We start from the raw sequence: 24267 nt of genomic DNA, 5'->3' as shown, positions 1-24267 counted from the left end.
CGCAAGAGCCCGCACATCCCTGTGCGGACTTCTCAGGGAAAAGCTCTTCCTTCAGCTTTCAAGGAATAATCAAAATGAACAAGAACATCGCCCGCCTGCGTCGCGCCAAGTCGACCCGTGCCCACATCCGTGAGCTCGGCGTCGCCCGCCTGTCGGTGCTGCGCACCGGCCAGCACCTGTACGCCCAGGTCTTCACCGCCGACGGCTCCAAGGTGCTGGCTGCTGCCAACACCACCCAGGCCGACGTCATCGAAGGCCTGAAGAACGGCAAGAACGCCGATGCTGCTGCCAAGGTTGGCCGCATCGTTGCCGAGCGCGCCAAGGCCGCCGGCATCGAGAAGGTTGCCTTCGATCGTTCGGGCTACCGCTACCACGGCCGCATCAAGGCCCTGGCAGAAGCCGCCCGCGAAGCCGGCCTGCAGTTCTAAGGGACAAAGGCAGGGGGCCATTGGCCTCCTGCCCACCTGCTCGCCAGCCTGAGTGAGGCTGGACGGCGCCGCTCTTCTGCAGCGGCCCACCGGAACGCCGCGTCACGCCACAACCATAAGCGGCTTCGAGCCGTACATACCCAAACAACCAAGGAATCAACATGGCAGAAGAGCGTCAGCAGCGGGGTCGCGATCGCGACCGTAACCGCGAAGAGAAGATCGACGACGGCATGATCGAAAAGCTGGTCGCGGTCAACCGCGTCAGCAAGACCGTCAAGGGTGGCCGCCAGTTCACCTTCACCGCCCTGACCGTCGTCGGCGACGGCGAAGGCAAGGTCGGTTTCGGCTATGGCAAGGCCCGCGAGGTGCCGGTTGCCATCCAGAAGTCGATGGAACAGGCCCGCAAGAACCTGGTCAGCGTTGACCTGAACAACGGCACCCTGTGGCACACCATCAAGGATGGTCACGGCGCAGCCCGCGTGTTCATGCAGCCGGCTTCGGAAGGTACCGGCGTGATCGCCGGCGGTGCCATGCGCGCCGTGCTGGAAGCCGTTGGCGTGAAGAACGTGCTGGCCAAGGCCACCGGTTCGCGCAACCCGATCAACCTGGTGCGTGCCACCGTGAAGGGCCTGGCTGCTGCACAGTCGCCGGCTCGCATCGCGGCCAAGCGCGGCAAGAAGGTGGAGGAACTCAACCATGGCTAATGAGTCCAACAAGACTGTCAAGGTCCGCCTGGTGCGTGGCCTGCGTGGTACCCAGTCGCGTCACCGCCTGTCGGTGCGTGCGCTGGGCCTGAACAAGCTCAACGATGTGCGTGAACTGAAGGACAGCCCGCAGGTGCGCGGCCTGATCAACAAGGTTCAGTACCTCGTCCAGGTTGAGGAGTAATCGACCATGACTCTGCGTCTCAATGAACTGAGCCCGGCACCGGGCGCCCGCACCGAGCGTACCCGCGTCGGTCGCGGTATCGGCTCGGGCCTGGGCAAGACTGCCGGCCGCGGCCACAAGGGTTCGTTCGCCCGCAAGGGTGGCGGCAAGATCAAGGCTGGCTTCGAAGGCGGCCAGACCCCCATGCAGCGTCGTCTGCCGAAGATCGGCTTCCGTTCGCCGATCGCCAAGGACACCGCTGAAGTGCTGCTGTACGCGCTGGACAAGCTGCCGGCCGGTGAGATCGACTTCGCCGCCCTGCGTGCTGCCAAGCTGGTCCCGAGCACTGCCAAGAAGGCCAAGGTCGTCGTCAAGGGCGAAGTGACCAAGGCGTTCACCCTGAAGGGTATTGCTGCCACGGCGGGTGCCAAGGCCGCGATCGAAGCTGCCGGCGGCAGCGTAACGGAGTAAGAAAATCATGGCGCAAGCTGGCATCGGTAACCTCGCGGGCGGAATGGGCAAGTTCACTGAACTTCGCCAACGTTTGCTGTTCGTCGTCGGGGCTTTGATCGTCTATCGCATCGGCTGCTACGTGCCGGTGCCGGGCGTCAATCCCGATGCCATGCTTGCCATGATGCAACAGCAGGGCGGCGGCATCGTGGACATGTTCAACATGTTCTCGGGCGGCGCCCTGCACCGTTTCAGCATCTTCGCGCTGAACGTGATGCCGTACATCTCGGCATCGATCGTGATGCAGCTGGCCGTGCACATCTTCCCCGCCCTGAAGGCGATGCAGAAGGAAGGTGAGTCCGGCCGCCGCAAGATCACCCAGTATTCGCGCACCGGCGCCGTGCTGCTGGCAGTGGTGCAGGGCGGCTCGATCGCGCTGGCCCTGCAGGGCCAGGTCTCGCCGTCGGGCGCTCCGGTCGTGTACGCGCCGGGCATGGGCTTCGTGCTCACCGCCGTGGTCGCGCTGACCGCCGGCACCATGTTCCTGATGTGGGTCGGTGAGCAGGTCACCGAACGCGGCATCGGCAACGGCGTGTCGCTGATCATCTTCGCCGGTATCGTCGCAGGCCTGCCGGGTGCGATCATCCACACCTTCGACGCCTACCGCGACGGCAACATCCAGTTCATCCAGCTGCTGCTGATCGCCATCGTCGTGCTCGCCTTCACCTTCTTCGTGGTGTTCGTCGAACGTGGCCAGCGCCGGATCACGGTCAACTACGCGCGCCGCCAGGGCGGTCGCAACGCGTACATGAACCAGACCTCGTTCCTGCCGCTGAAGCTCAACATGGCCGGCGTCATCCCGGCGATCTTCGCCTCGAGCCTGCTGGCGTTCCCGGCCACCCTGGCCATGTGGTCCGGCCAGGCTGCCAATCAGAGCAGCTTCGGCCAGGTCCTGCAGAAGGTCGCCAATGCCCTCGGCCCGGGCGAGCCGCTGCATATGATCGTGTTCGCTGCGCTGATCACCGGTTTCGCGTTCTTCTATACCGCGCTGGTGTTCAACTCGCAGGAAACCGCCGACAACCTGAAGAAGTCGGGCGCGCTGATTCCGGGCATCCGCCCGGGCAAGGCCACCGCCGATTACATCGACGGCGTGCTGACCCGCCTGACCGCAGCCGGCTCGGCCTACCTGGTGATCGTCTGCCTGCTGCCGGAACTGATGCGCACGCAGCTGAACGCCTCGTTCTACTTCGGTGGTACTTCGCTGCTGATCGTGGTGGTGGTGGTGATGGACTTCATCGCCCAGGTGCAGGCGCACTTGATGTCCCACCAGTACGAGAGCCTGCTGAAGAAGGCCAACCTGAAGGGCGGCAACCGCGGCGGTTTTGCCCGCGGCTGATTGGCCTGTTATACTTTCGTCTTCCTGACGTGATGGTCCCTCCGCTTCGCGGACTCCGGCCACACAAACGAAGGGCGGCCCCCGCAGCGGTTCCGGGTGGGGGTGTGATGAGGTGGTCCCGCGCTGGAGTAGCGCGGGCGGCCCCGGGGGGAACCCCAGGTCCAACCCCATCCGGCGCCGGAGCCTGGGCACACTCCCCAGGCCGGGTTCATGAAACCAATGGTTTCACGGGCTTCCATGTAAACCGGAACCTTGTTAGTATCGCTAGTTCACTTTTTTGATCCATCCCGCCGGATTGGCGTGCCCGAGGCGCGCTGTCGGCCATCACTCAGCTGGAGAACCGCGTCATGGCGCGTATTGCAGGCGTCAACCTGCCAGCCCAGAAGCATGTCTGGGTCGGGTTGCAAAGCATTTACGGCATCGGCCGTACCCGTTCGAAGAAGGTCTGCGAAGTCGCAGGCGTTGCTTCGACCACCAAGATCCGCGATCTGTCGGAGCCGGAAATCGAGCGCCTGCGCGCCGAAGTCGGCAAGTACATCGTGGAAGGCGATCTGCGCCGTGAGATCGGCATCGCGATCAAGCGCCTGATGGACCTGGGCTGCTACCGCGGCCTGCGTCACCGTCGTGGCCTCCCGCTGCGTGGCCAGCGCACCCGTACCAACGCCCGCACCCGCAAGGGTCCGCGCAAGGCGATCAAGAAGTAAGGGACTGAGAAATGGCTAAGCCCGCTGCTAAGACCAAGAAGAAGATCAAGCGCGTCGTCACCGACGGCGTTGCCCACGTCCACGCTTCGTTCAACAACACCATCGTCACCATCACCGACCGCCAGGGCAACGCTCTGTCGTGGGCGACCTCCGGTGGCGCTGGCTTCCGCGGTTCGCGCAAGTCGACCCCGTTCGCTGCCCAGGTGGCCGCTGAAAAGGCCGGTCGTGCTGCGCTGGACTACGGCGTGAAGTCGCTGGAAGTTCGCATCAAGGGCCCGGGTCCGGGCCGTGAGTCGGCCGTGCGTTCGTTGAACAACGTCGGCTACAAGATCACCAACATCATCGACGTGACGCCTATCCCGCACAACGGGTGCCGTCCGCCGAAGAAGCGTCGCGTCTAAAGGGAGCGATAAGAAATGGCTCGTTATATCGGTCCTACCTGTAAGCTCGCCCGCCGCGAAGGCGCCGACCTGTCCCTGAAGAGCCCGGCGCGTGCGCTGGACTCGAAGTGCAAGCTGGAGCAGAAGCCCGGCCAGCACGGCGCCACTGCCCGCAAGGGCAAGCTGTCCGACTACGCCACCCAGCTGCGTGAAAAGCAGAAGGTCAAGCGTATCTACGGCCTGCTGGAGCGTCAGTTCCGCAACTACTACAAGAAGGCCTCGACCAAGAAGGGCAACACCGGCGAGAACCTGCTGCAGCTGCTGGAAACCCGCCTGGACAACGTCGTCTACCGCATGGGCTTCGCCGTGACCCGTCCGGCTGCCCGTCAGCTGGTGTCGCACCGCGGCGTCACCGTGAATGGCAAGTCGGTCAACCTGGCTTCGTACCAGGTCAAGGCTGGCGACGCCATCGCTCTGTCTGAAAAGGCTGCCAAGCAGCTGCGCGTCCAGGAAGCCCTGACCGTCGCCGCCCAGCATGACCTGAGCCCGTCGTGGGTTGAAGTGGATTCCGGCAAGTTCACCGGTATCTTCAAGGCTGTTCCGGATCGTTCGGATCTGCCTGCGGACATCAACGAAGCGCTGATCGTCGAGCTGTATTCGAAGTAATTCACATTGGAGAGCCCCCGGCGACGGCCGGGGGTTCACTAGGAGAACCCGCAACATGACGGTTACCGCCAACCAGGTTCTGCGTCCTCGCGGTCCGCAGATCGAACGCCTTACCGACACCCGTGCAAAGGTCGTTATCGAACCTTTGGAGCGGGGTTACGGGCATACGCTGGGTAATGCCCTGCGTCGCGTGCTGCTGTCGTCCATCCCGGGCTTCGCCATCACGGAAGTCGAAATCGACGGCGTGTTGCATGAGTACACCACGGTCGAAGGTCTGCAGGAGGACGTGCTCGAAGTCCTGCTGAACCTCAAGGACGTGGCCATCCGTATGCACTCCGGCGACAGCGCCACCCTGTCCCTGTCCAAGCAGGGCCCGGGCGTTGTCACCGCTGCCGACATCAAGGTCGACCACAATGTGGAGATCCTGAACGGCGACCATGTGATCTGCCACCTGACCAAGGACACGGCAATCAACATGCGTCTGAAGATCGAACGTGGTTTCGGCTACCAGCCGGCTGCCGCGCGTCGTCGTCCGGACGAAGAAACCCGTGCCATCGGCCGTCTGGTCCTGGATGCCTCGTTCTCGCCGGTCCGCCGCGTCGCCTATGCCGTGGAAGCGGCCCGCGTCGAACAGCGTACCGACCTGGACAAGCTGGTCATCGATATCGAGACCAACGGCACCATCGACGCCGAGGAAGCCGTGCGCACCGCCGCCGACATCCTCAGCGACCAGCTGTCGGTGTTCGGTGACTTCACCCACCGCGACCGCGGTGCGGCCAAGCCGGCAAACAACGGCGTGGATCCGGTGCTGCTGCGCCCGATCGACGATCTGGAGCTGACCGTGCGTTCGGCCAACTGCCTGAAGGCTGAAAGCATCTACTACATCGGCGATCTGATCCAGAAGACCGAAGTGGAGCTGCTGAAGACCCCGAACCTGGGCAAGAAGTCGCTCACCGAGATCAAGGAAGTGCTGGCTCAGCGCGGCCTGTCGCTCGGCATGAAGCTGGAGAACTGGCCGCCGGCCGGTGTCGCCAGCCACGGCATGCTGGGCTGATATCGGTAATGCCTGAAGGCTCCACCGTTCGCGGTGGGGCCTTCAATGCAACACACCATGCCATGACGAACCGCAGGTTCGCGCGGCAGGTCGTCCAGGACGGGCGGCCAGGACCATCCGCAGTCCGCGCAGCAACGCCAGGATGGCGACAACGATCTACACAGCCACATCATTAACCAAGGAATATCACCATGCGTCACCAGAAGTCTGGCCGTAAGTTCAGCCGCACCAGCGCCCACCGCGAAGCGATGTTCAAGAACATGGCCGCCTCGCTGTTCAAGCACGAGCTGATCAAGACCACCCTGCCGAAGGCCAAGGAACTGCGCCGCGTTGCCGAGCCGCTGATCACCCTGGCCAAGGTCGACTCCGTCGCCAACCGCCGTCTGGCCTTCGCCCGCCTGCGCGACAACGAAGCCGTGGGCAACCTGTTCACCATCCTGGGCCCGCGCTACGCGAACCGTCCGGGCGGCTACCTGCGCCTGCTGAAGTGCGGCTTCCGCGCCGGCGACAACGCGCCGATGGCCTACGTTGAGCTGGTTGACCGTCCGGTCGTGGCCGAGGAAGTGGCCGAGTAATCGGACCGCTCCAACGCGACACAGCGAAAGCCCGGCCTCTGCCGGGCTTTTGCGTTTCCAGGGCTCGGATCCCTTTCCGCAGGAAAGGGCCCTGACCCCGGGCAGGCAGCACCGCAGGCCAGAGCCCTTTGCATTCGTACTGGGATCTGACCCGCACCGTTCCGACAGGCGTCACCTGTGGCGGTTCGAATGGCACGCACTCTCGGTTACGCTTGGCGCCTGATCCATTTGAGCGTTGACGATGAATCCACTGCGCTGGCCCTTCCGCGCCCAGTTCTTGCTGGGCTTCCTGATCTGCGCGGGCCTGCTTGGCTACGCGATCTTCCTACAGTTGAAGATGGGCCTGGAGCCGTGTCCGCTGTGCATCTTCCAGCGCCTGGCCTTTGCCGCGCTCGGCCTGCTGTTCCTGATCGGTGCGCTGCACGGGCCCTCCAACCGCCCGGGACGCGCGACCTATGGCGTGCTGGCGTTCATTGCCGCCGCAGTGGGTGCCGGCATCGCCGCGCGCCACGTCTACGTGCAGATGCTGCCGCCGGAAATGGGTTCCACCTGTGGCCCGCCGCTGGCGTTCCTGAGCGAGACCATGGGACCGCTGGAAGTATTCCGCACGGTACTGACCGGTACCGGCAACTGCGGCAACATCGACTGGACTTTCCTGGGCCTGACCATGCCGATGTGGTCGGGCGTGTGGTTCGTGCTGCTGGCGTTGTGGGCGCTGGTGGTGTCGCTGGGCAAGGTCAAGCGCTGAAAGCGAAACGGGGTCGGGTCCCTTGGCATCGCAAAGGGCTCTGACCCCAATCGTTGACGAAGGGTAGTGCCGACCGCTGGCCGGCACACCGTGAGGATGCCGGCCAGCGGCCGGCGCTACCTCAGAAGTCCTGTTGCAGGCTCAGGTAAGCACCTCGGCGCGGTCCCCACTGCGGGGCGAAGACGCCGACACCGCCACCGTCGCGCAGCTGGTAGCTGCGATCCAGTGCGTTGATCACGGCCAGTTGGACGTGCAACGGATGGCCGCTGCCGGCATTGAAGTCGTGCCCGGCGCTGAGGTTCACCTGCAGGTACGACGGCAGCTCGCCGCCGTTGGGTACGCCTTCGATGTCCGAACGCAGGCCGCTGCCGAACACGTAGTTGGCACCGATCCGGTTGTGTCCGGCGAAGGCGTAGCTGAGACCACCCGATGATGTCAGCTTCTGGTCGTGGTCGAGGTGGATCCAGTGGTTGGCCACATAGGCCAGCGCTTCCGGATCGAGGTTGTACTGGCTGGTGATGACGTCGGTACCGATGGCCTTGTTCAGCGCGGCGTTGAAGTAGGCGCTGAACGGACCGTTGCTGTAGTCGGCGCTGAACTCCAGGCCGCGGATGTGGCCACGGCGGTAGTTGAAGGTCGAATAGATGTAGGCAGCGCCGAACTGGCCTTCGTCCTGCAGGCGTGCGACGCGTCGGTCATACGCGTCCAGGCCCAGGGTCAGGTGCTCGCCCAGTTGCTGCGAGACGCCGATGTCGTAGTAGTCGCTGCGCTCGGCCAGCGGCGTGTTGTTGCCGCCGCTGGGCTGCTGGTTGGTGGTGCCGTCGTACAGCGCGATGTCGCTGCTGGCAATCAACTCGCTGGCCGGTGGCGTGAAGTAGCGCGAATAGCCGGCGTGCACGGTGGTGCTGTCGCTGGCATTCCAGACCACGCCCACGCGCGGGCTGAGCTGGCCTTCGGTGCGGCCGAAGGCCTTGTAGCGGTCGCCGCGCAGGCCGTAGTTCACGGTCCAGTCGTCGCCGATCTTCCACTCGTCCTGTACGTACAGTGCCAGCGTACTGGCGTGGAACGCGCTGCGGTCGGGGATCAACAGCGGTGTCGTGCCGGACTGCTGGCCGCCGTCATCAACCGGGAACACCCAGCTGTTGCTGCTGGCCCGCGCGTTCTCGTAATTGCCGTACAGGCCATAGCGCAGCGTGTGGTCGTTGCCCAACGGCGTTGAGAAGTCGGCCTGCAGGGTGTTGGCGCGGTTGCTGCGCTGGACCTGCGAGGCGACGCCGCTGAACACCAGGTCGCCCACCACGTCCGGGTTGAACGCCACGTCGCTGTAGCGCTGTCCGGCCGATAGCTGGTACGCGGTGCTGCCCAGCGTGCCCTGCAGCACCAGCATGCCGAAGCGGGTGGTCTCGCGCTGGGTCTCATCCAGCTGGCTGGAGTCGAAGGTGGTGGTGTCCAGATATCCGAACTGTGGCATCTGGCCCGGGTTGACCGGGATCTGGAAGCGGTTGTTGGCGAAACCGGCGAACACACTCAGGCGGGTGTTGTCGTTGACCAGGTAGGTGAGGTCGGCGAACGCCTTTCCCTGGTGAGTATCGTCGTGCAGCGGCTTGCGTGAGTTGGTGGGGTTCTCCAGGCCGACCTCATGCTGGTCGTAGTTGCCGGTCAGGAACCAGCTCCAGCGCCCCTGGTTGCCCCACCAGGAGGCGTTCGGATTGATCTTGCCGAACGAGCCGGTGGTCAGCCCCGCGCTGCCGCCATTGCCCAGCCCGGCACCGTTGCGGGTGGTGATGTCGACCACCGCTGCGGTGCGCTCGCCGAACTGCGCCGGCAGTGCGCCGTCCATCAGGCGGATGCTCTTGATGGTGCGCGCGTCCAGGGTCTGGCCGAAGCCGGAGATCGATTCGGGCAGCAGCACGCCGTTGATGCGGTACTGCAGGTTGGCGTGGTCGCCACGCACATGCACGCCGCCATAGGTGTCCTGGACCATGCCAGGGGCCTGCAGCAGTACCTGGCTGAGTGGCGCGGAGGCACCCAGCGGCTGCTTCTGGATGTCCTCGGCGGTGATCTGGTACTGGCTGCTGCCGATGTCCGGCGACAACGTGTTGCGGGCCTGATCGAGCTGGGCGTGGACGGTGACCGCATCCAGATCCTTGACGGACGAAGCGGGGGCGTCGGCTGCCGAGGCGAAGGCGGGCAGGCTGGCCAGAGCCAGGGCGAAGGTGATGCCGGTAGCGAGGGGCGAGGGCTTCATGGTGGGAGAGGTGGCGGCTGGATGTGGAAGGGGCCGGTCCATGACATTGAAGTGTTACTCCGTAACAAATCATGCGCCTGTCCCGGGCGGCTGACCATGCAGGATCTGGCCGCTGGCGTCGGCCTTTCTCTGCCGTTCAGGCGAGCCGGTAGGCCGGACCGGCCCTTTGCGTCAGCGGCCGGCTCTGCGACCATGACCGCCCCCCATTCCGGAAGTCTGCAATGAGCCTGTCCGCCGTTCCGCCCGTGCCCGATCCCGCCGCGACCGCCGCTGCCTGGTCGCCGGAGAGCTGGCGGGGCAAGACCGCGCTGCAGATGCCGACCTATCCCGACCCGGTAGCCCTGGAGGCGGCCCTGCACGAGCTTAAGCGGCTGCCACCGCTGGTCACCTCATGGGAGATCCTGGCGCTGAAGCAGCAGCTGGCCGAGGCCCAGGAAGGCAAGCGCTTCCTGCTGCAGGGCGGCGACTGCGCCGAGAACTTCAGCGACTGCGAATCGGGCACCATTTCCAACCGGCTGAAGGTCCTGCTGCAGATGAGCCTGGTGCTGGTGCACGGCCTGCGCCAGCCGGTGATCCGCGTTGGCCGCTTTGCCGGCCAGTACGCCAAGCCGCGTTCGGCCGATACCGAGACCCGCGACGGCGTGACCCTGCCGAGCTACCGCGGCGATGTGATCAACGCCCCCGCTTTCACTGAAGCAGCGCGTCTGCCGGACCCGAAGCGGATGCTGCAGGCCCACGCGCATTCGGCGATGACGATGAACTTCGTGCGTGCGCTGATCGACGGTGGTTTCGCTGACCTGCACCACCCCGAATACTGGAACCTGGAGTGGGTAAGCCACTCGCCGCTGGCGGCCGAGTACCAGAAGATGGTGGCCTCGATCGGCGATGCGGTGCACTTCATGGAGACCCTGGCCGGGGCCCGCGTGCACAACCTCAACCGCATCGACTTCTACACCTCGCATGAAGCGCTGCTGCTGCCCTACGAGCAGGCGCTGACGCGCCAGGTGCCGCGCCAGCAGGGCTGGTTGAACCTGAGCACGCATTACCCGTGGATCGGCATGCGCACGGCTGCGCTCGATGGCGCGCACGTGGAATACCTGCGTGGCGTGCGCAATCCGATTGCGATCAAGGTCGGCCCGTCGGTGACGCCGGACCAGCTGCTGCGCCTGATCGATGTGCTCAACCCGCACGACGAACCGGGTCGACTGAGCTTCATCCATCGCATGGGTGCGGCGCAGATCGCCGAGAAGCTGCCGCCGCTGCTGGATGCCGTCAAGCGTGATGGCCGCCGCGTGCTGTGGGTGTGCGATGCGATGCATGGCAACACCGAAAGCACTGCCAATGGCTTCAAGACGCGTCGCTTCGACAACGTGCGTGGCGAAGTGGAGATGTCGTTTGATCTGCATGCGGCCGCGGGCACGCGCCTGGGTGGCGTGCACCTGGAGCTGACCGGCGAGGACGTGACCGAATGCACCGGTGGTGCGCGCGAACTGACCGAGCGTGACCTGGAGCGTGCGTATCGCTCAACGGTGGACCCGCGGTTGAATTATGAGCAGTCGCTGGAGATCGCGATGGCGATCGTGCGCAAGCAGGAGCAGGTGCGGTAAGGGGTTTTCGGCAGGGCTTGCAGCCCTGCACCTGCTGCAATCAACGTCAACGGCAAAAGCCGAAGCCGAAGCCGCGGCAACAGCATGCATTCCATGGGCTGGCGGGGCGGTGTCGGAGTGCGGGGACGCTGCAAGTACGTCCCTGTAAGCTTGGCAGCCGCATCCATGCGGCTGACACCCCGCACTCCGACACCGCCCCACCATCGACAGGTTCAGGTCGCTATTGGTGGGTGCCGACCGTTGGTCGGCACATCTGTCAGATGTCGAATGAATCATCCACGCATGGCGTGGATCTACTGGTAACTGCGGCGATTGGCATGCGCGGCTGTTGGTAGGTGTCGACCGTTGGTCGACACGATTTTTCTGTCAGATAGCAGTATTCAAAATGGGCTCCGACCCCGTGCCGACCAACGGTCGGCACCCACCATCAGCAGCAGGTTCCGACAGATCGCAGAAAACTGTCGAAGGCGGGGTGGGTCCGGTTGCGGGGGCGTGAGCCGCATGGGCCCGAGGCATGCCTCGGGCGGGTTGGGCAGGACGCCCAACCCCGGTCTTGCCGTGTGCGCAGGACTGCGCACACGAGCAAGCGGCGACCGAGCTTACATGGGTGAGGGCGCTTTGCTTGCGAGGCACTGCTTCGCAAGCGCCCGAACGCACAGCCGCCGGCGGCTGGGCCGGGCCCCGGAGGGGGACTTGCAGCGCCCCCCGCAACCGGACCCACCCCGCCATCCCACAGGAAACCCGCTTCTGCTTCGGCTGTTGCTGTTGCCCCATCACGCAGCAGGTGCAGGGCTGCAAGCCCTCCCGACCAACACCCTGCTTACGAACGGCTGACGTGACGCTCATGCGCCATGCGCGAGGCTGTCCACCTGGTTGTTCGACTGGAGGTGGCAACGGTGCACTGGCAGAGCGCACAGGCCTACGCATGGCCGTTGGGATTGGCCGTAGTGGTGGGCGGCATAGGCGCGTGGCTGATCCTGTGGATCTATCACCGGCTGAAAGGGCGTGATCGCCGACGTGCGCGTATCGGTCGAGTACTCGGGTTGCCGCTGGCTACCGCGTGGCCGCTGCTGCTGCTGATTCCCGCCTTGCAGGCGACGCCGCTGCAGGATCCGTTGCTGGGCCATCTGCAGCACGGACTGCACATTGCATTGATGGCCTGCTTCGTCTGGCTGCTGGTACGCGCGGTGGCGGCGGGCGAGCGCGCGATCCTGCGCAGCCATCCCATCGATGTCTCCGACAACCTGGAGGCACGCCGCATCCAGACCCAGACGCGCGTGCTCAGCAGGGTGTTGATGGGCGGCATCATCGTGCTCGGTGCGTCGCTGGTGCTGTTGACCTTCCCGATGGTGCAGAAGATCGGCACGGCGCTGCTGGCGTCGGCAGGCCTGATCGGGCTGGTGGCGGGCATCGCCGCCAAGCCGGTGTTCGGCAACCTCATCGCCGGCCTGCAGATCGCACTGACGCAGCCGATCCGCCTGGACGACGTGGTGATCGTCGAAGGCGAGTGGGGACGCATCGAGGAGATCGGCAGCAGCTACGTGGTGGTGCGGATCTGGGATGAGCGGCGGATGGTGGTGCCCTTGACCTGGTTCATCGAGAACCCGTTCCAGAACTGGACGCGGCGCAGTGCCGATCTGCTCGGCACTGCGTTTCTGTGGCTGGACTATCGGGCACCGATCGCGGCGATCCGGGCCGAGCTGGAGCGCATCTGCCATGGCCAGGCGCTATGGGATGGGCGCGTCTGCGTAACCCAGGTGACCGAAACCAACGAGCGCGCGATCCAGGTGCGCCTGCTGGTCAGCGCGCGCAGTTCCGGTGATGCCTTTGATCTTCGCTGCTTGGTGCGCGAACGCATGCTCGATTTCCTCGCACGTGAGCACCCGCAGTCGTTGCCGCAGGTGCGTGCGCGGCTGCAACACGAAGACGAGCTGGATATGCCGCGTGGTCCACGTGCACGCACTGCGGATGTGCGTTCACCGGGTGCTGAAGATGGTGAGGCGGCGATCGTGCCGGTGGAGCCACAGGATCGGTAGTGCCGGCCGCTGGCCGGCAACGCCGGAGCGATCGAGCTGCCGGCCAGCGGCCGGCACTACCGGAAGCAAGATGTCGCGGCGTCACCGGAGCTCAGGGCTCGCCGGCGTCGATCAGCGCATCGGTATCAAAGTGTGGCGGCCGCCGCGCACGGGTGCGCTGCTCGTAGGCGTAGGCCATTTCGATCAGCTTCGGCTCGCTCCAGGCGGTGCCCATGAACAGCAGGCCGACGGGAAGGCCGTTGATCTGGCCCATCGGCACGGTCAGGCTGGGGTAACCGGCCACGGCAGCGGCGCTGTAGCTCTCGCCCGGGAAGTCGTCGCCTTCGCTGCGGATCGGCCACGCCACACCGGTGGTCGGCGCCACCAGCGCATCGAGCTGATGGGCGGCGAGGGCTGCATCGATGCCTTCCGGACCGGCCAACCGGCGCGCATCACTGCGCGCGCGGATGTAGGCAGGGTCTGCCAGGCCGGTGGTGGCATCGGCCTCCACCAGCAGCTCCTGGCCGAACAGGCCCAGTTCCTGCTTGCTGTGCGTCTGGTTGAAGGCGATCAGTTCGGCCAGGCTGCGCAGTGGCGCGCGGTGGGTGCTGAAGTAGCGCTCCAGCCCGGCCTTGAATTCGTAGAGCAGCAGCGTGCGCTCAGCCTCGGCCCACGCGCCCTGGTTGGGCAGCTCCACCGGCACCACCACGGCGCCGGCGCGACGCAGCTCGGTCGCTGCCTGATCGATCAGCGGCGGCATGCCGCAGTACTTCAGCAGCGGCGTCTGCAGCAGACCGATGCGTTTGCCGCGCAGGCCCTGCGGGTCCAGGCGCGCGGTGTAGTCGTAGACCGCACGGCCGGGCATGGTCGCGGTGGCGGGATCGGCGTCATCGCGGCCGGCGATCGCAGTCAGCACGGCGGCAGCATCGGCGACGCTGCGGGTCATCGGGCCGGCGGTGTCCTGGCTGAAGGAGATCGGCACGATGCCATCGCGACTGACCAGCCCGACCGTCGGCTTCAGACCGACCACGCCGTTGATCGCGGCCGGGCAGACGATGCTGCCGTCGGTTTCGGTGCCGATCGCCACGCTGGCCAGGTTGGCGGCCACGGCCACCGCGCTGCCGCTGCTGGAACCGCACGGTGAATGGCTGATGCGGTAGGGGTTGCGGGTCTGGCCGCCGCGCGCGCTCCAGCCGGAGATGGAGTCATTGCCGCGGAAGTTGGCCCACTCGCTGAGGTTGGTCTTGCCCAGCACTACGGCGCCAGCCTCGCGCAGCCGGCGTACCAGGTAGGCATCGTCCGGACGGAAGCCCTGCAGGGCCAGCGAGCCGGCACTGGTGACCATCGGTGCGGCGTTGATGTTGTCCTTCAGCAGCAGGGGGATGCCATGCAGCGGCCCACGCAGGCGCCCTTCGCGGCGCTCGCGGTCGCGTGCGGCGGCTTCCTTCAGCGCGTCGGGGTTGAGCTCGATCACCGCGCGCAGGCGGGGCCCGGTGCGGTCCAGGGCGGCGATACGCTGCAGGTAGGCCTGGGTCAGGGTGGTGCTGTCCAGATCTCCGGCAGTCATCCGCGCCTGCAGGTCGGCGACATCGGTTTCGGCGTACGGGAACGGCACGTTGCGGCTCGCAGGTTCGGCCGCATGCGCGCTGGGCGTGGCCGGGCTGCAGCCAGCCGAAAGCAGCGCCGGCAGCGCGGCGAGCAGGCAGGTCAGCAGAGGCGGCAAGGACGGGCGCATGGGGCGGCTTGGTCGGCTCCAATCCCCAGTGTAGCCGGTGCTCAGCGGTGGCGCTTGCGCAGGTCGCGGGCGAGGACGTAGACCACGATCAGGTTGATCGCCAGGATCGTCCATGACGGCCAACCGGGATGGCGGATGATCGCGAAGACGTCGAAAGGCAGGTACAGGGCGGCGGTCAGGCAGCCCAGCCAGGACGCCCAGGCCTTGGCCCGCCACAGGCCCCAGGCTTCGACCAGGTGCAGCAGGCCGTAGCCGATCATCCCCGCCGCGGCCAGGTGGACCGCGTCGGGACTGATCATGTGCAGCAGCGAGGGCAGGGTGCCATGGTCCGGATCCAGGCTGAAACGCCGGATCAGGGCCATGATGCCGTGCCGCAGCGGCTGCGGTCCGAGCACTTCCAGCCCGGTGGCGGCCAACAGTGCCAGCATCGCCTTGCTCGCTTCGAGCAGGGCGATGACGTGCAGACCCGGATGCCGGTGTGGATCCGGGTTGTAGCCGCTCTGGTTCACGGGGTGCTGGCTCAGCCGCCGCGCGAAGCCTTCTTGCGATCGCTCTCGGTCAGGAACTTCTTGCGCAGGCGGATCTCCTTCGGGGTGATCTCGACCAGCTCGTCGTCTTCGATGAAGTCCAGGGCCTGTTCCAGCGAGTACTTGATCGCCGGGGTCAGCTGGATCGCATCGTCCTTGCCCGAAGCGCGCATGTTGGTCAGCGGCTTGGTCTTGATCGCGTTGACGGTCAGGTCGTTGTCCTTGGAGTGGATGCCGACCAGCTGACCTTCATACACGTTGTCGCCTTCAGCAGCGAACAGCTTGCCGCGCTCCTGCAGCGGGCCCAGCGAGTAGGCCGGCGTGGTGCCCGGTGCATTGGCGATCATCACGCCGTTGATGCGCTTGGCAATCGCGCCCTGTTCCTTCGGACCGTAGTGGTCGAACACGTGGAACAGCAGGCCCGAACCCTGGGTCAGGGTCTTGAACTCGTTCTGGAAGCCGATCAGGCCACGGGCCGGGATCTGGTACTCCAAGCGCACGCGGCCCTTGCCGTCCGATTCCATGTTCTTCAGCTGGCCCTTGCGGGTGCCCAGCTTTTCCATCACGCCGCCCTGGTGGATTTCTTCGATGTCCACCACCAGCTGCTCGATCGGCTCCATCAGCTGGCCGTCGATTTCCTTGATGATCACTTCCGGGCGCGACACGGCCAGCTCGTAGCCTTCGCGGCGCATGTTCTCGATCAGCACCGACAGGTGCAGTTCGCCACGGCCGGAGACCAGGAACTTGTCGGCGTCTTCCAGCTGCTCGACCTTCAGGGCCACGTTGTGGACCTTTTCACGGTCCAGGCGGTCCTTGATCTGGCGGCTGGTCAGGAACTTGCCACCGGACAGGTCCTTGTTGCCGGCGAACGGCGAGTTGTTGACCTGGAAGGTCATCGAGATGGTCGGCTCGTCGACGGTCAGCGCCGGCAGCGCTTCCGGGAAGTCCGGTGCGCAGATGGTGTCGGAGATGGTCAGCTCCTGGATGCCGGAGATGGCCACGATGTCGCCGGCCTCGGCCGAATCCTGCTCGATGCGCTCCAGGCCCATGAAGCCCAGCACCTGCAGCACCTTGCCGTTGCGCTTCTTGCCTTCACGGTCGATGACCGCGACCTGCATGTTCTTCTTCAGGGTGCCGCGCTGGATGCGGCCGATGCCGATCACGCCCACGAAGTTGTTGTAGTCCAGCTGGCTGATGCGCATCTGGAACGGGCCTTCCGGATCCACTTCCGGCTTCGGCGCGTGCTGCATGATCGCTTCGTACAGCGGGGTCATGTCGCCGTCGCGCACGGTGTCTTCCAGGCCGGCATAGCCGTTCAGGCCCGAGGCGTAGACGATCGGGAAGTCCAGCTGCTCGTTGGTGGCGCCGAGCTTGTCGAACAGGTCGAAGACCTGGTCGATCACCCATTCCGGACGGGCGCCCGGACGGTCGACCTTGTTGACCACGACGATCGGCTTGAAGCCCATCGCGAAGGCCTTCTGGGTCACGAAGCGGGTCTGCGGCATCGGGCCGTCCATCGCGTCGACCAGGATCAGCACGGTATCGACCATCGACAGCACGCGCTCGACCTCACCACCGAAGTCGGCGTGGCCGGGGGTGTCGACGATGTTGATCCGGTTCTTGATGCCGGTCTTCTTGTCTTCCCAGGTGATGGCGGTGTTCTTGGCCAGGATGGTGATGCCGCGTTCCTTTTCCTGGTCGTTGCTGTCCATCACGCGCTCGGCGAGGACGGTGCGCTCGGACAGGGTGCCGGACTGCTTCAGCAGCTGGTCGACCAGGGTGGTCTTGCCATGGTCGACGTGGGCGACGATGGCGATGTTGCGAAGATTTTCGATGGACATACGAAAGGGGGGCAGTCGGCGCCGGATTTGGAAAAAGAAGTCCAACATTATACGTCGAACTTGACGATTCGCGAAAAGGTGGATTTCACATCCGTCGCGGGGCCCATTCAGCTGGCTGTCCGCCGCGTCGGCCGGGGCCGCCAGCGCCCGGAGACGCGGCTTCCCGTCCATGGGCTGAAGCCGGGTTCTTCACCGATGGTCGAAGCCGCCGCCGCCACGAGGCAGGTGTAAACTAGGTGGCTAGACGCGTTCCCCTCTGCATCAAGGATCTTCATGTCCCTCATCGCCACTTTCGACACCACCCAGGGCCCGATCAAGGTCGAGCTGTTCGCCGACAAGGCGCCGCTGACCGTGGCCAACTTCGTGAACCTGGTCAAGCACGGCTTCTATGACGGCCTGATCTTCCACCGCGTGATCGCCGACTTCATGATCCAGGGCGGCTGCCCGCAGGGTCGTGGCACCGGCGGCCCGGGCTACAAGTTCGAAGACGAGAAGAACGGCGTGAAGCACGAGGTCGGCTCGCTGTCGATGGCCAACGCCGGCCCGAACACCAACGGCAGCCAGTTCTTCATCACCCACATCAAGACCGACTGGCTGGACGGCCGCCACACCGTCTTCGGCAAGGTCCTGGAAGGCCAGGCCATCGTTGATTCGGTCAAGCAGGGCGACGTGATCCATTCGATCACCCTGGAAGGCGACGTCGACGCCGTGCTGGCCGCCCAGGCCGACCGCGTCGCGGAGTGGAACAAGCACCTCGCCGCCTGATCCCCCTTCGAAACGGCCACCCATGGGTGGCCGTTTCCCTGTTCCCCGCCGCCCGCCTGGCCTGCGTGGCTCTGCCCGCGGCGTCCCATCAAACGCTTGCAAGCAAGAGGAAACCCCCATGAAAGCACCCGTTCGTGTTGCCGTGACCGGCGCCGCCGGCCAGATCGGTTATGCCCTGCTGTTCCGCATCGCCTCCGGCGAAATGCTGGGCAAGGACCAGCCGGTCATCCTGCAGCTGCTGGAACTGCCGGTGGACAAGGCCCAGGCCGCCCTGAAGGGCGTGATGATGGAGCTGGAAGACTGTGCCTTCCCGCTGCTGGCCGGCATGGTCGGCACCGATGACGCCGAAGTCGCGTTCAAGGACGCCGACATCGCCCTGCTGGTCGGCGCACGTCCGCGCGGCCCGGGCATGGAGCGCAAGGACCTGCTGCTGGAGAACGCCAAGATCTTCACCGCCCAGGGTGCAGCGCTGAACAAGGTCGCCAGCCGTGACGTGAAGGTGCTGGTGGTCGGCAACCCGGCCAACACCAACGCCTACATCGCGATGAAGTCGGCCCCGGACCTGAAGCCGGAAAACTTCACCGCCATGCTGCGCCTGGACCACAACCGCGCGCTGAGCCAGCTGTCGACCAAGCTCGGCAAGCCGGTCGGTGGCATGGAGAAGCTGGTGGTGTGGGGCAACCACAGCCCGACCATGTACCCGGACTACCGTTTCGCCACCGCCGATGGTGCGTCGATCGCCGATGCGATCAACGACCAGGAGTGGAACGCCAACACCTTCATCCCGACCGTCGGCAAGCGCGGCGCGGCGATCATCGAAGCCCGTGGCTCGTCCTCGGCTGCTTCGGCCGCCAATGCAGCGATCGACCACGTGCGTGACTGGGTGCTGGGCAGCAACGGCAAGTGGGTCACCATGGGCGTGCCGTCCGACGGTTCCTACGGCATTCCGGAAGGCGTGATCTTCGGCTTCGCGGTGACCACCGAGAACGGCAAGTACACCCTGGTCAAGGATCTGCCGATCGACGACTTCAGCCAGAAGTACATCGACAAGACCCTGGCCGAGCTGGAAGAAGAGCGCGCCGGCGTCGCCCACCTGCTGGGCTGATGCAGGCGGTACCGGCTCCGGCCGGTACGTCTTCCATCAAGGTAGGTACCGACCGTTGGTTGGTACGCAGAAAACGGGGAGGCTTCGGCTTCCCCGTTTTCATTTGGAGCTCCTGGAACCGCATGATCCACCTGCACTACATCGATGACGCACTGCTGGTGGCCGAGAAGCCGGCTGGCCTGTTGTCCGTACCCGGCCGCAGCGCCGAGAACCAGGACTGCGTGGTCGCGCGCCTGCAGGCGCTGTATCCGGATGCGTTGACCGTGCACCGGCTGGACCAGGTGACCTCCGGCCTGCTGCTGCATGCGCGTGGCAAGGACATGCAGGCGACGTTGTCGATGCAGTTCGAGCAGCGCCAGGTTGGCAAGCGGTATGAAGCGGTGGTGCAGGGGCTGCTCGAGGGTGATTCCGGTGAAGTGGACCTGCCGTTGATCGTTGACTGGCCGAACCGGCCGAAGCAGATGGTCGATCACGAACGCGGCAAGCCGGCGTTGACGCGTTGGCGCGTGCTGGTGCGCGATGTTGAAGCGCGGCGCACGCGCGTGGCGTTGGAACCGATCACTGGCCGCAGCCATCAGCTGCGGTTGCACATGGCCACTATTGGCCATCCGATTGTTGGCGACGTGCTGTATGACGCGGCACCGGCGCACCGCGTGCATCTGCATGCGTGCAGCCTGCGGTTCACGCATCCGCTGACGGGCGAGGCGCTCGCGTTCGAGTCCGCGGCTCCGTTCTAGGGGGTCGGCAGGGCTTGCAGCCCTGCACCTGCAGAATCAACGTCAACATCAACGTCAAAAGCGGGCTGTCCGTGGGTTGGCGGGGAGGTATGGGTGGGCAGGACACGCCGTAAACCCATCCATGGGGGCTCGATGGCGCCATCCATGGCGCCAACGGTCCTGCCCACCCACACCGCCCCGCCTCTGACAGATTCCCGCGGCTGTTGGTAACTGCGGCCGTTGTTCCGCACGGCTGTTGGTAGATGTCGACCTTGGTCGACACGATTTTTCTTTCAGATATCGAATGAGTCATCCACGCATTGCGTGGATCTACCGTGTCGACCAAGGTCGACACCTACCAGCGCAATCCGCCGTTCCGACAGATGGCAGGAAACTGTCGAAGGCGGGGTGGGTCCGGTGGCGGGAGTGTCCGCGGCATGGATGCCGTGGCCAAGCCCCCATGGACGGGTTTACGGCGTCTCCCGCCACCGGATCCACCCCGCCATCCCCCAGTAAGCCAGCTTCTGCTGTTGCTTTGGCTTTGGCTTCGGCTTCTGCAGGTGCAGGGCTGCAAGCCCTGCATAACAAACCCCACCCCCTACCAAGGTAGGGCGGCCCGCGCGGCAGCACCGGACTATCCTCGAACCCATGACTTTGTCTGGGAGGGCTGCGTCATGAACTACGAGGAAACCTACCGTCGCTCGATCGACGAGCCGGAGGCCTTCTGGGGCGAGGAAGCCAAGCGCATCCATTGGCATAAACCGCCGCAGCAGGTGCTCGACTACAGCAACCCGCCGTTCCGGCGCTGGTTCGTCGGCGGCGAAACCAATCTCTGCTACAACGCCATCGACCGCCACCTGGCCGAGCGCGCCGACCAGCTCGCACTGGTCGCCATCTCCACCGAAACCAACAGCACGCGCGAGATCACCTATCGCCAGCTGTACCGCGAAGTGAACGACTTCGCCGCGGTACTCAAGCACCTCGGTGTCGGCCACGGTGACCGCGTGGTGATCTACATGCCGAACATGGCCGAGGCGGTGTTCGCGATGCTGGCCTGCGCGCGCATCGGTGCGGTGCACTCGGTGGTGTTCGGTGGCTTCGCCGCGCACAACCTGGCGCTGCGCATCGACGATGCCAAGCCCAAGCTGCTCATCGCCGCCGATGCCGGCATGCGCGGTGGCAAGCTGATTCCGTACAAGCCGATGGTCGACGCCGCCTGCGCCGAGGCGGCGTCGCCGCCACCGCATGTGCTGATCGTGTCGCGCGGGCTGGATGCCGCCGAACCCCGCGTGCCGGGCCGTGATGTGGACTACGCCACGCTGCATGCACAGATCGGGGAAGTGGATGTGCCGGTGCAGTGGCTGGAAGCGAGCGAACCGAGCTACCTGCTGTACACCTCCGGCACCACCGGCAAGCCGAAGGGCGTGCAGCGCGATGTGGGCGGCTATGCAGTGGCGATGGCGCAGTCGATGGAGACCGTGTTCGACTGCAAGCCGGGCCAGGTGATGTTCTCCACCTCCGATGTCGGCTGGGCGGTGGGCCACTCCTACAATGTGTACGGCCCGCTGATCGGTGGCTGCACCTCGCTGCTGTACGAAGGCCTGCCGACCAATCCGGATCCCGGCATCTGGTGGGCGCTGTGCGAGCAGTACAACGTGCGCACGATGTTCTCCTCGCCCACCGCCATCCGCGTGCTGAAGAAGCACGACGCGGACTTCATCCATCGCCACGACCTGCGTGCGCTGAAGTACCTGTTCCTGGCCGGCGAGCCGCTCGACGAGCCGACCGCGCACTGGATCAGCGAAGCGCTCGGCAAGCCGATCATCGACAACTACTGGCAGACCGAAACCGGCTGGCCGGCACTGACCCTGCTGCCGGGCCTGGAGATGAAGCCGGTGCGTTTCGGCTCGCCCGGGTTCCCCAATCTCGGCTATCGGATGAAGGTGATCGACGAGAACACTGGCGAGGAAGTCGCACCGGGGCAGAAGGGCGTGCTGGTGGTGTCGCCACCGCTGCCGCCGGGTTGCATGAGCACCGTGTGGAATGATGACAGCCGCTTCCTGCAGAGCTACTTCAGCCACTTCAAGGAACTGCTGTACAGCTCGCTGGACTGGGCGATCCGCGACGACGATGGCTACACCTTCATCCTCGGTCGCACCGATGATGTCATCAATGTAGCCGGGCACCGTCTGGGCACGCGCGAGATCGAGGAGGCCATTTCCAGCCATCCGCGGGTGGCCGAGGCCGCCGTGATCGGGGTCAAGGATGAACTGAAGGGGCAGGTGCCGCTGGTGTTCGTCACCCTCAAGCAGGGCCTGGATGGCGAGGATCCGGCGCCGGTGGTGGCCGAGATGATGGCGACGGTGACCACCTCGCTCGGCGCGGTCGCACGCCCGGCGCACGTACACGTGGTCAATGCACTGCCCAAGACCCGCTCCGGCAAGCTGCTGCGGCGCTCGCTGCAGGCGCTGGCCGAACAGCGCGACCCGGGTGACCTGTCGACGCTGGACGACCCCAGCGCGCTGGAGGAGATCCGCCGCGCGCTGGGCCGTTGATCCGGTAGTGCCGGCTACTGGCCGGCCCCCCCCCTCAATCCCGAGGTTGCCGGCCAGCGGCCGGCACTACCCGCGGCACTTGCGCTAAGCTCGGCCTGTCATCGACCTGCAATACGCGGCGCGCGCCGGGGAAGGCGCGTGCCGTCCGGGGATGGCACACAGGGGGGCGTGCCCGTCAGGGCGCGCCGGCATTGTGCATCGAGGGAGGGGGAGGCAATGGCATTGCTGCACGCCAAGACGGCTGCTGGCCGTCAGGAAATCGAAGACCGTGGCCGGCGCCTGCCGGCGGCACTGCGTTCGATCCTGCTGATGGTCGACGGCCATCGCGATGACACCGAACTGCGTGGCCTGTTCGAAGGCCTGCGCGCGCCGGCCGATGCACTGGAGCAGCTGGAAGCGCAGGGCCTGATCGAAGTGATCGGTGGCAATGCCGAGCTGGCACCGGTACGTGGCATCAGCACCGGCCGCGAACAGGATCCGGCGTTGTACCAGCAGCTGTACGACGCGATGAGCGAGGCGGTGCGGCGCCACCTGGGCCTGAAGGGCTACTTCATGCAGTTGAAGATTGAACGCTGCACCGATGCACTTGCACTGGAACGCCTGTGCCCGGAACTGCTGGCGGCGGTGGGCAAGGCGCGCAGCCCGGCGCTGGCGCAGCGCTGGTGGCAGGAAACCCAGGCCGCCGTGGTCAATGGTGGCGGCGAGGTCGTGCAGGCATGAGCCACCGCGTAAAGTGATCGGTTCACTTCCCCACAAGGAGTCCCGCGTGCAGGACGACCACGACGACACCGACACCCCAGGCTGGGACGCGATCAATGCGGCGCTGGCGCCGCTGTATGCCGGCCAGGAACCCCGTCACTACGGTACGGCGTTGCCGTACACGCTGGGTGGCCAGGATCCACTGGATGGCATCAGCGTTTACTGGGTGGATGCACCGGTACCGCATTGGCACTACATCACCTACGGCTTCTCCGAGCTGTACACCAAGGAGAGCAGCGATGCCGCCGCCAGCGGCTATGGTTTCGAGCTGACCTTCCGCCTGGCTGCTGAAGCCGGTGAGCACGCCGGCAGCAACCCGCCGGTGTGGCCGATGAACCTGCTGCAGAACCTGGCGCGCTACGTGTTTGGCAGCGGCAACGTGTTCGAGGATGGTCACCATCTGAACGCCAACGGCCCGATCGCGCTGGAGACCGGCACGCGCCTGTGCCACCTGGCCTTCATCGCCGATCCGCAGTTGCCTGCGCGCGACACCGCCAATGGCCACCTGCAGTTCCTGCAGCTGGTCGGGCTGACCGATGAGGAGATGGAAGCGGTCAAGCGTTGGTCGACGCGCGGCGTGCTGCAGGCGCTGCAACCGGCGATGCCGCTGTGGATCAGCGACCTGCATCGCGGCAACCTGTTGGAGGATCCGACACTCGCCGCACAGGTGCGGGCCGGCAGCGAGCGCGAGGGCTCCAGCACCGGCATGTTGTTCATCGAGACACTGGATTGGCGGCAGGAGGCGGGGGTCACCACCTTGGTGCTCGGCGCCGGGCAGGTGGCCAGTGTGTGCGAGCTGCTGCCATTGCGCCTGCGCCACGGCAAATCGCTGGAACTGGCCAGCCGCGAGCGGCAGTGGGAGTTCATTCCGGCAGCGCGCGGTGAAACCGGCGAGGTATCGGCCGACAGCGCGCGCTGGGCGCTGGACGAGACGGGGCTGCAGGCCCTGGCGGGCGTGCGTGCCGAACGTGGCATCTACCCGGTGGCGGGAGCGCTGCGCATCGAAGTGGTGCCGACCTACCTGCGCGATGCCAACGGTGAAGTGATCCGCCAGATCGGCTGAGTGTGGTGATGGCGCCGGTGGGGTCAGAGCCGCCTGCTGTGCAGACGGATCCGACCCCGGGTC

Annotated in this window: 23 protein-coding genes; 19 read left to right on the top strand and 4 right to left on the bottom strand. The window is 65.6% G+C overall.

What is annotated here, in order from left to right; translation table 11 throughout:
• The first annotated feature begins 68 nt into the window (after positions 1-68).
• The 11 genes from rplR (at position 69) to H4O10_RS12395 (ending at position 7268) form a co-directional block, all read left to right on the top strand.
• Positions 69-428 carry a 50S ribosomal protein L18 gene (rplR, locus tag H4O10_RS12445; protein WP_026346969.1) on the top strand — a complete coding sequence of 120 codons (360 nt, stop codon included), beginning with the start codon at positions 69-71 and terminating at the stop codon, positions 426-428.
• A 161-nt stretch (positions 429-589) separates the two neighbouring features.
• Positions 590-1132 (top strand): 30S ribosomal protein S5, encoded by a 543-nt coding sequence (gene rpsE / locus H4O10_RS12440; protein WP_004154496.1) that lies wholly within the window; start codon positions 590-592, stop codon positions 1130-1132.
• Positions 1125-1316 (top strand): 50S ribosomal protein L30, encoded by a 192-nt coding sequence (gene rpmD / locus H4O10_RS12435; RefSeq protein WP_005408214.1) that lies wholly within the window; start codon positions 1125-1127, stop codon positions 1314-1316. Before rpsE ends, rpmD begins: the two co-directional genes overlap by 8 nt.
• Positions 1317-1322: 6 nt before the next feature.
• A complete protein-coding gene (gene rplO / locus H4O10_RS12430; protein ID WP_004154498.1) occupies positions 1323-1766 on the top strand; it encodes a 50S ribosomal protein L15 in 444 nt (147 codons plus the stop codon).
• Positions 1767-1773: 7 nt separating this feature from the next.
• A complete protein-coding gene (gene secY, locus H4O10_RS12425; RefSeq protein WP_180845713.1) occupies positions 1774-3141 on the top strand; it encodes a preprotein translocase subunit SecY in 1368 nt (455 codons plus the stop codon).
• A 347-nt stretch (positions 3142-3488) separates the two neighbouring features.
• A complete protein-coding gene (gene rpsM / locus H4O10_RS12420; protein ID WP_004154500.1) occupies positions 3489-3845 on the top strand; it encodes a 30S ribosomal protein S13 in 357 nt (118 codons plus the stop codon).
• Between the two features lie 11 nt (positions 3846-3856).
• A complete protein-coding gene (rpsK, locus tag H4O10_RS12415) occupies positions 3857-4246 on the top strand; it encodes a 30S ribosomal protein S11 (protein WP_004145443.1) in 390 nt (129 codons plus the stop codon).
• 15 nt (positions 4247-4261) lie between these two features.
• Positions 4262-4891: a 30S ribosomal protein S4 gene (rpsD, locus tag H4O10_RS12410; RefSeq protein ID WP_004145446.1), complete on the top strand. Its 630-nt coding sequence runs from the start codon at positions 4262-4264 to the stop codon at positions 4889-4891.
• Positions 4892-4946: 55 nt separating this feature from the next.
• Positions 4947-5945 carry a DNA-directed RNA polymerase subunit alpha gene (gene rpoA / locus H4O10_RS12405; protein WP_005408216.1) on the top strand — a complete coding sequence of 333 codons (999 nt, stop codon included), beginning with the start codon at positions 4947-4949 and terminating at the stop codon, positions 5943-5945.
• Positions 5946-6136: 191 nt separating this feature from the next.
• Positions 6137-6520, top strand: a complete 384-nt coding sequence (gene rplQ, locus H4O10_RS12400) for a 50S ribosomal protein L17 (protein WP_005408217.1) — start codon at positions 6137-6139, stop codon at positions 6518-6520.
• Between the two features lie 241 nt (positions 6521-6761).
• Positions 6762-7268 carry a disulfide bond formation protein B gene (locus H4O10_RS12395; protein ID WP_005412342.1) on the top strand — a complete coding sequence of 169 codons (507 nt, stop codon included), beginning with the start codon at positions 6762-6764 and terminating at the stop codon, positions 7266-7268.
• Between the two features lie 121 nt (positions 7269-7389).
• Here the strand turns inward: H4O10_RS12395 and H4O10_RS12390 are convergent, their stop codons facing one another.
• Positions 7390-9516 (bottom strand): TonB-dependent receptor, encoded by a 2127-nt coding sequence (locus H4O10_RS12390; protein ID WP_049453992.1) that lies wholly within the window; start codon positions 9514-9516, stop codon positions 7390-7392.
• Between the two features lie 221 nt (positions 9517-9737).
• Between H4O10_RS12390 and H4O10_RS12385 the strand changes: the two genes are divergently transcribed.
• Complete coding sequence (locus H4O10_RS12385; RefSeq protein WP_033835443.1) at positions 9738-11123, top strand: 3-deoxy-7-phosphoheptulonate synthase class II; 1386 nt, start codon at positions 9738-9740, stop codon at positions 11121-11123.
• Positions 11124-11974: 851 nt separating this feature from the next.
• Positions 11975-13159 (top strand): mechanosensitive ion channel family protein, encoded by a 1185-nt coding sequence (locus H4O10_RS12380; protein WP_033835444.1) that lies wholly within the window; start codon positions 11975-11977, stop codon positions 13157-13159.
• Positions 13160-13250: 91 nt separating this feature from the next.
• Here the strand turns inward: H4O10_RS12380 and H4O10_RS12375 are convergent, their stop codons facing one another.
• Genes H4O10_RS12375 through typA form a run of 3 tightly spaced genes read right to left on the bottom strand, consistent with a single transcriptional unit; the run spans position 13251 to position 17241 of the window.
• The gene (locus H4O10_RS12375) at positions 13251-14873 is read right to left on the bottom strand and encodes an amidase (protein ID WP_049452115.1); all 1623 of its coding nucleotides are present in this window, start codon (positions 14871-14873) and stop codon (positions 13251-13253) included.
• A gap of 41 nt (positions 14874-14914) precedes the next feature.
• On the bottom strand, positions 14915-15382 hold the full coding sequence (locus H4O10_RS12370; protein WP_049433060.1) for a DUF2127 domain-containing protein: 468 nt from the start codon (positions 15380-15382) through the stop codon (positions 14915-14917).
• 11 nt (positions 15383-15393) lie between these two features.
• Positions 15394-17241: a translational GTPase TypA gene (typA, locus tag H4O10_RS12365; RefSeq protein ID WP_005412346.1), complete on the bottom strand. Its 1848-nt coding sequence runs from the start codon at positions 17239-17241 to the stop codon at positions 15394-15396.
• 273 nt (positions 17242-17514) lie between these two features.
• Between typA and H4O10_RS12360 the strand changes: the two genes are divergently transcribed.
• The 6 genes from H4O10_RS12360 to H4O10_RS12335 all read left to right on the top strand — a co-directional run bounded on the left by H4O10_RS12360 (position 17515) and on the right by H4O10_RS12335 (position 24204).
• A complete protein-coding gene (locus tag H4O10_RS12360) occupies positions 17515-18006 on the top strand; it encodes a peptidylprolyl isomerase (RefSeq protein ID WP_005408225.1) in 492 nt (163 codons plus the stop codon).
• A 118-nt stretch (positions 18007-18124) separates the two neighbouring features.
• Positions 18125-19111, top strand: a complete 987-nt coding sequence (locus H4O10_RS12355; RefSeq protein WP_004153634.1) for a malate dehydrogenase — start codon at positions 18125-18127, stop codon at positions 19109-19111.
• Between the two features lie 122 nt (positions 19112-19233).
• Positions 19234-19848, top strand: a complete 615-nt coding sequence (locus H4O10_RS12350; RefSeq protein ID WP_033835446.1) for an RluA family pseudouridine synthase — start codon at positions 19234-19236, stop codon at positions 19846-19848.
• A 653-nt stretch (positions 19849-20501) separates the two neighbouring features.
• The gene (gene prpE / locus H4O10_RS12345) at positions 20502-22382 is read left to right on the top strand and encodes a propionate--CoA ligase (protein ID WP_049454671.1); all 1881 of its coding nucleotides are present in this window, start codon (positions 20502-20504) and stop codon (positions 22380-22382) included.
• 216 nt (positions 22383-22598) lie between these two features.
• Positions 22599-23102: a hypothetical protein gene (locus H4O10_RS12340; RefSeq protein ID WP_033835447.1), complete on the top strand. Its 504-nt coding sequence runs from the start codon at positions 22599-22601 to the stop codon at positions 23100-23102.
• A 46-nt stretch (positions 23103-23148) separates the two neighbouring features.
• A complete protein-coding gene (locus H4O10_RS12335; protein WP_005408229.1) occupies positions 23149-24204 on the top strand; it encodes a suppressor of fused domain protein in 1056 nt (351 codons plus the stop codon).
• The last annotated feature ends 63 nt before the right edge of the window (positions 24205-24267 follow it).

It is taken from the genome of Stenotrophomonas sp. I18B00994, from assembly GCF_014145825.1.
Taxonomy (GTDB): Bacteria; Pseudomonadota; Gammaproteobacteria; order Xanthomonadales; family Xanthomonadaceae; genus Stenotrophomonas; species Stenotrophomonas maltophilia.
Note: the sequence above shows the minus strand (reverse complement) of the source record. Positions and strands in the feature narration are given on the sequence as shown.

What these genes read in the sequence shown, in the direction of transcription:
- rpsE (WP_004154496.1), top strand. Translation starts at nt 590, where the DNA reads ATGGCAGAAGAGCGTCAGCAGCGGGGTCGCGATCGCGACCGTAACCGC.
- rpmD (WP_005408214.1), top strand. Translation starts at nt 1,125, where the DNA reads ATGGCTAATGAGTCCAACAAGACTGTCAAGGTCCGCCTGGTGCGTGGC.
- rplO (WP_004154498.1), top strand. Translation starts at nt 1,323, where the DNA reads ATGACTCTGCGTCTCAATGAACTGAGCCCGGCACCGGGCGCCCGCACC.
- secY (WP_180845713.1), top strand. Translation starts at nt 1,774, where the DNA reads ATGGCGCAAGCTGGCATCGGTAACCTCGCGGGCGGAATGGGCAAGTTC.
- rpsM (WP_004154500.1), top strand. Translation starts at nt 3,489, where the DNA reads ATGGCGCGTATTGCAGGCGTCAACCTGCCAGCCCAGAAGCATGTCTGG.
- rpsK (WP_004145443.1), top strand. Translation starts at nt 3,857, where the DNA reads ATGGCTAAGCCCGCTGCTAAGACCAAGAAGAAGATCAAGCGCGTCGTC.
- rpsD (WP_004145446.1), top strand. Translation starts at nt 4,262, where the DNA reads ATGGCTCGTTATATCGGTCCTACCTGTAAGCTCGCCCGCCGCGAAGGC.
- rpoA (WP_005408216.1), top strand. Translation starts at nt 4,947, where the DNA reads ATGACGGTTACCGCCAACCAGGTTCTGCGTCCTCGCGGTCCGCAGATC.
- rplQ (WP_005408217.1), top strand. Translation starts at nt 6,137, where the DNA reads ATGCGTCACCAGAAGTCTGGCCGTAAGTTCAGCCGCACCAGCGCCCAC.
- H4O10_RS12395 (WP_005412342.1), top strand. Translation starts at nt 6,762, where the DNA reads ATGAATCCACTGCGCTGGCCCTTCCGCGCCCAGTTCTTGCTGGGCTTC.
- H4O10_RS12390 (WP_049453992.1), bottom strand. Translation starts at nt 9,516, where the DNA reads ATGAAGCCCTCGCCCCTCGCTACCGGCATCACCTTCGCCCTGGCTCTG.
- H4O10_RS12385 (WP_033835443.1), top strand. Translation starts at nt 9,738, where the DNA reads ATGAGCCTGTCCGCCGTTCCGCCCGTGCCCGATCCCGCCGCGACCGCC.
- H4O10_RS12380 (WP_033835444.1), top strand. Translation starts at nt 11,975, where the DNA reads ATGCGCGAGGCTGTCCACCTGGTTGTTCGACTGGAGGTGGCAACGGTG.
- H4O10_RS12375 (WP_049452115.1), bottom strand. Translation starts at nt 14,873, where the DNA reads ATGCGCCCGTCCTTGCCGCCTCTGCTGACCTGCCTGCTCGCCGCGCTG.
- typA (WP_005412346.1), bottom strand. Translation starts at nt 17,241, where the DNA reads ATGTCCATCGAAAATCTTCGCAACATCGCCATCGTCGCCCACGTCGAC.
- H4O10_RS12360 (WP_005408225.1), top strand. Translation starts at nt 17,515, where the DNA reads ATGTCCCTCATCGCCACTTTCGACACCACCCAGGGCCCGATCAAGGTC.
- H4O10_RS12355 (WP_004153634.1), top strand. Translation starts at nt 18,125, where the DNA reads ATGAAAGCACCCGTTCGTGTTGCCGTGACCGGCGCCGCCGGCCAGATC.
- H4O10_RS12350 (WP_033835446.1), top strand. Translation starts at nt 19,234, where the DNA reads ATGATCCACCTGCACTACATCGATGACGCACTGCTGGTGGCCGAGAAG.
- prpE (WP_049454671.1), top strand. Translation starts at nt 20,502, where the DNA reads ATGAACTACGAGGAAACCTACCGTCGCTCGATCGACGAGCCGGAGGCC.
- H4O10_RS12340 (WP_033835447.1), top strand. Translation starts at nt 22,599, where the DNA reads ATGGCATTGCTGCACGCCAAGACGGCTGCTGGCCGTCAGGAAATCGAA.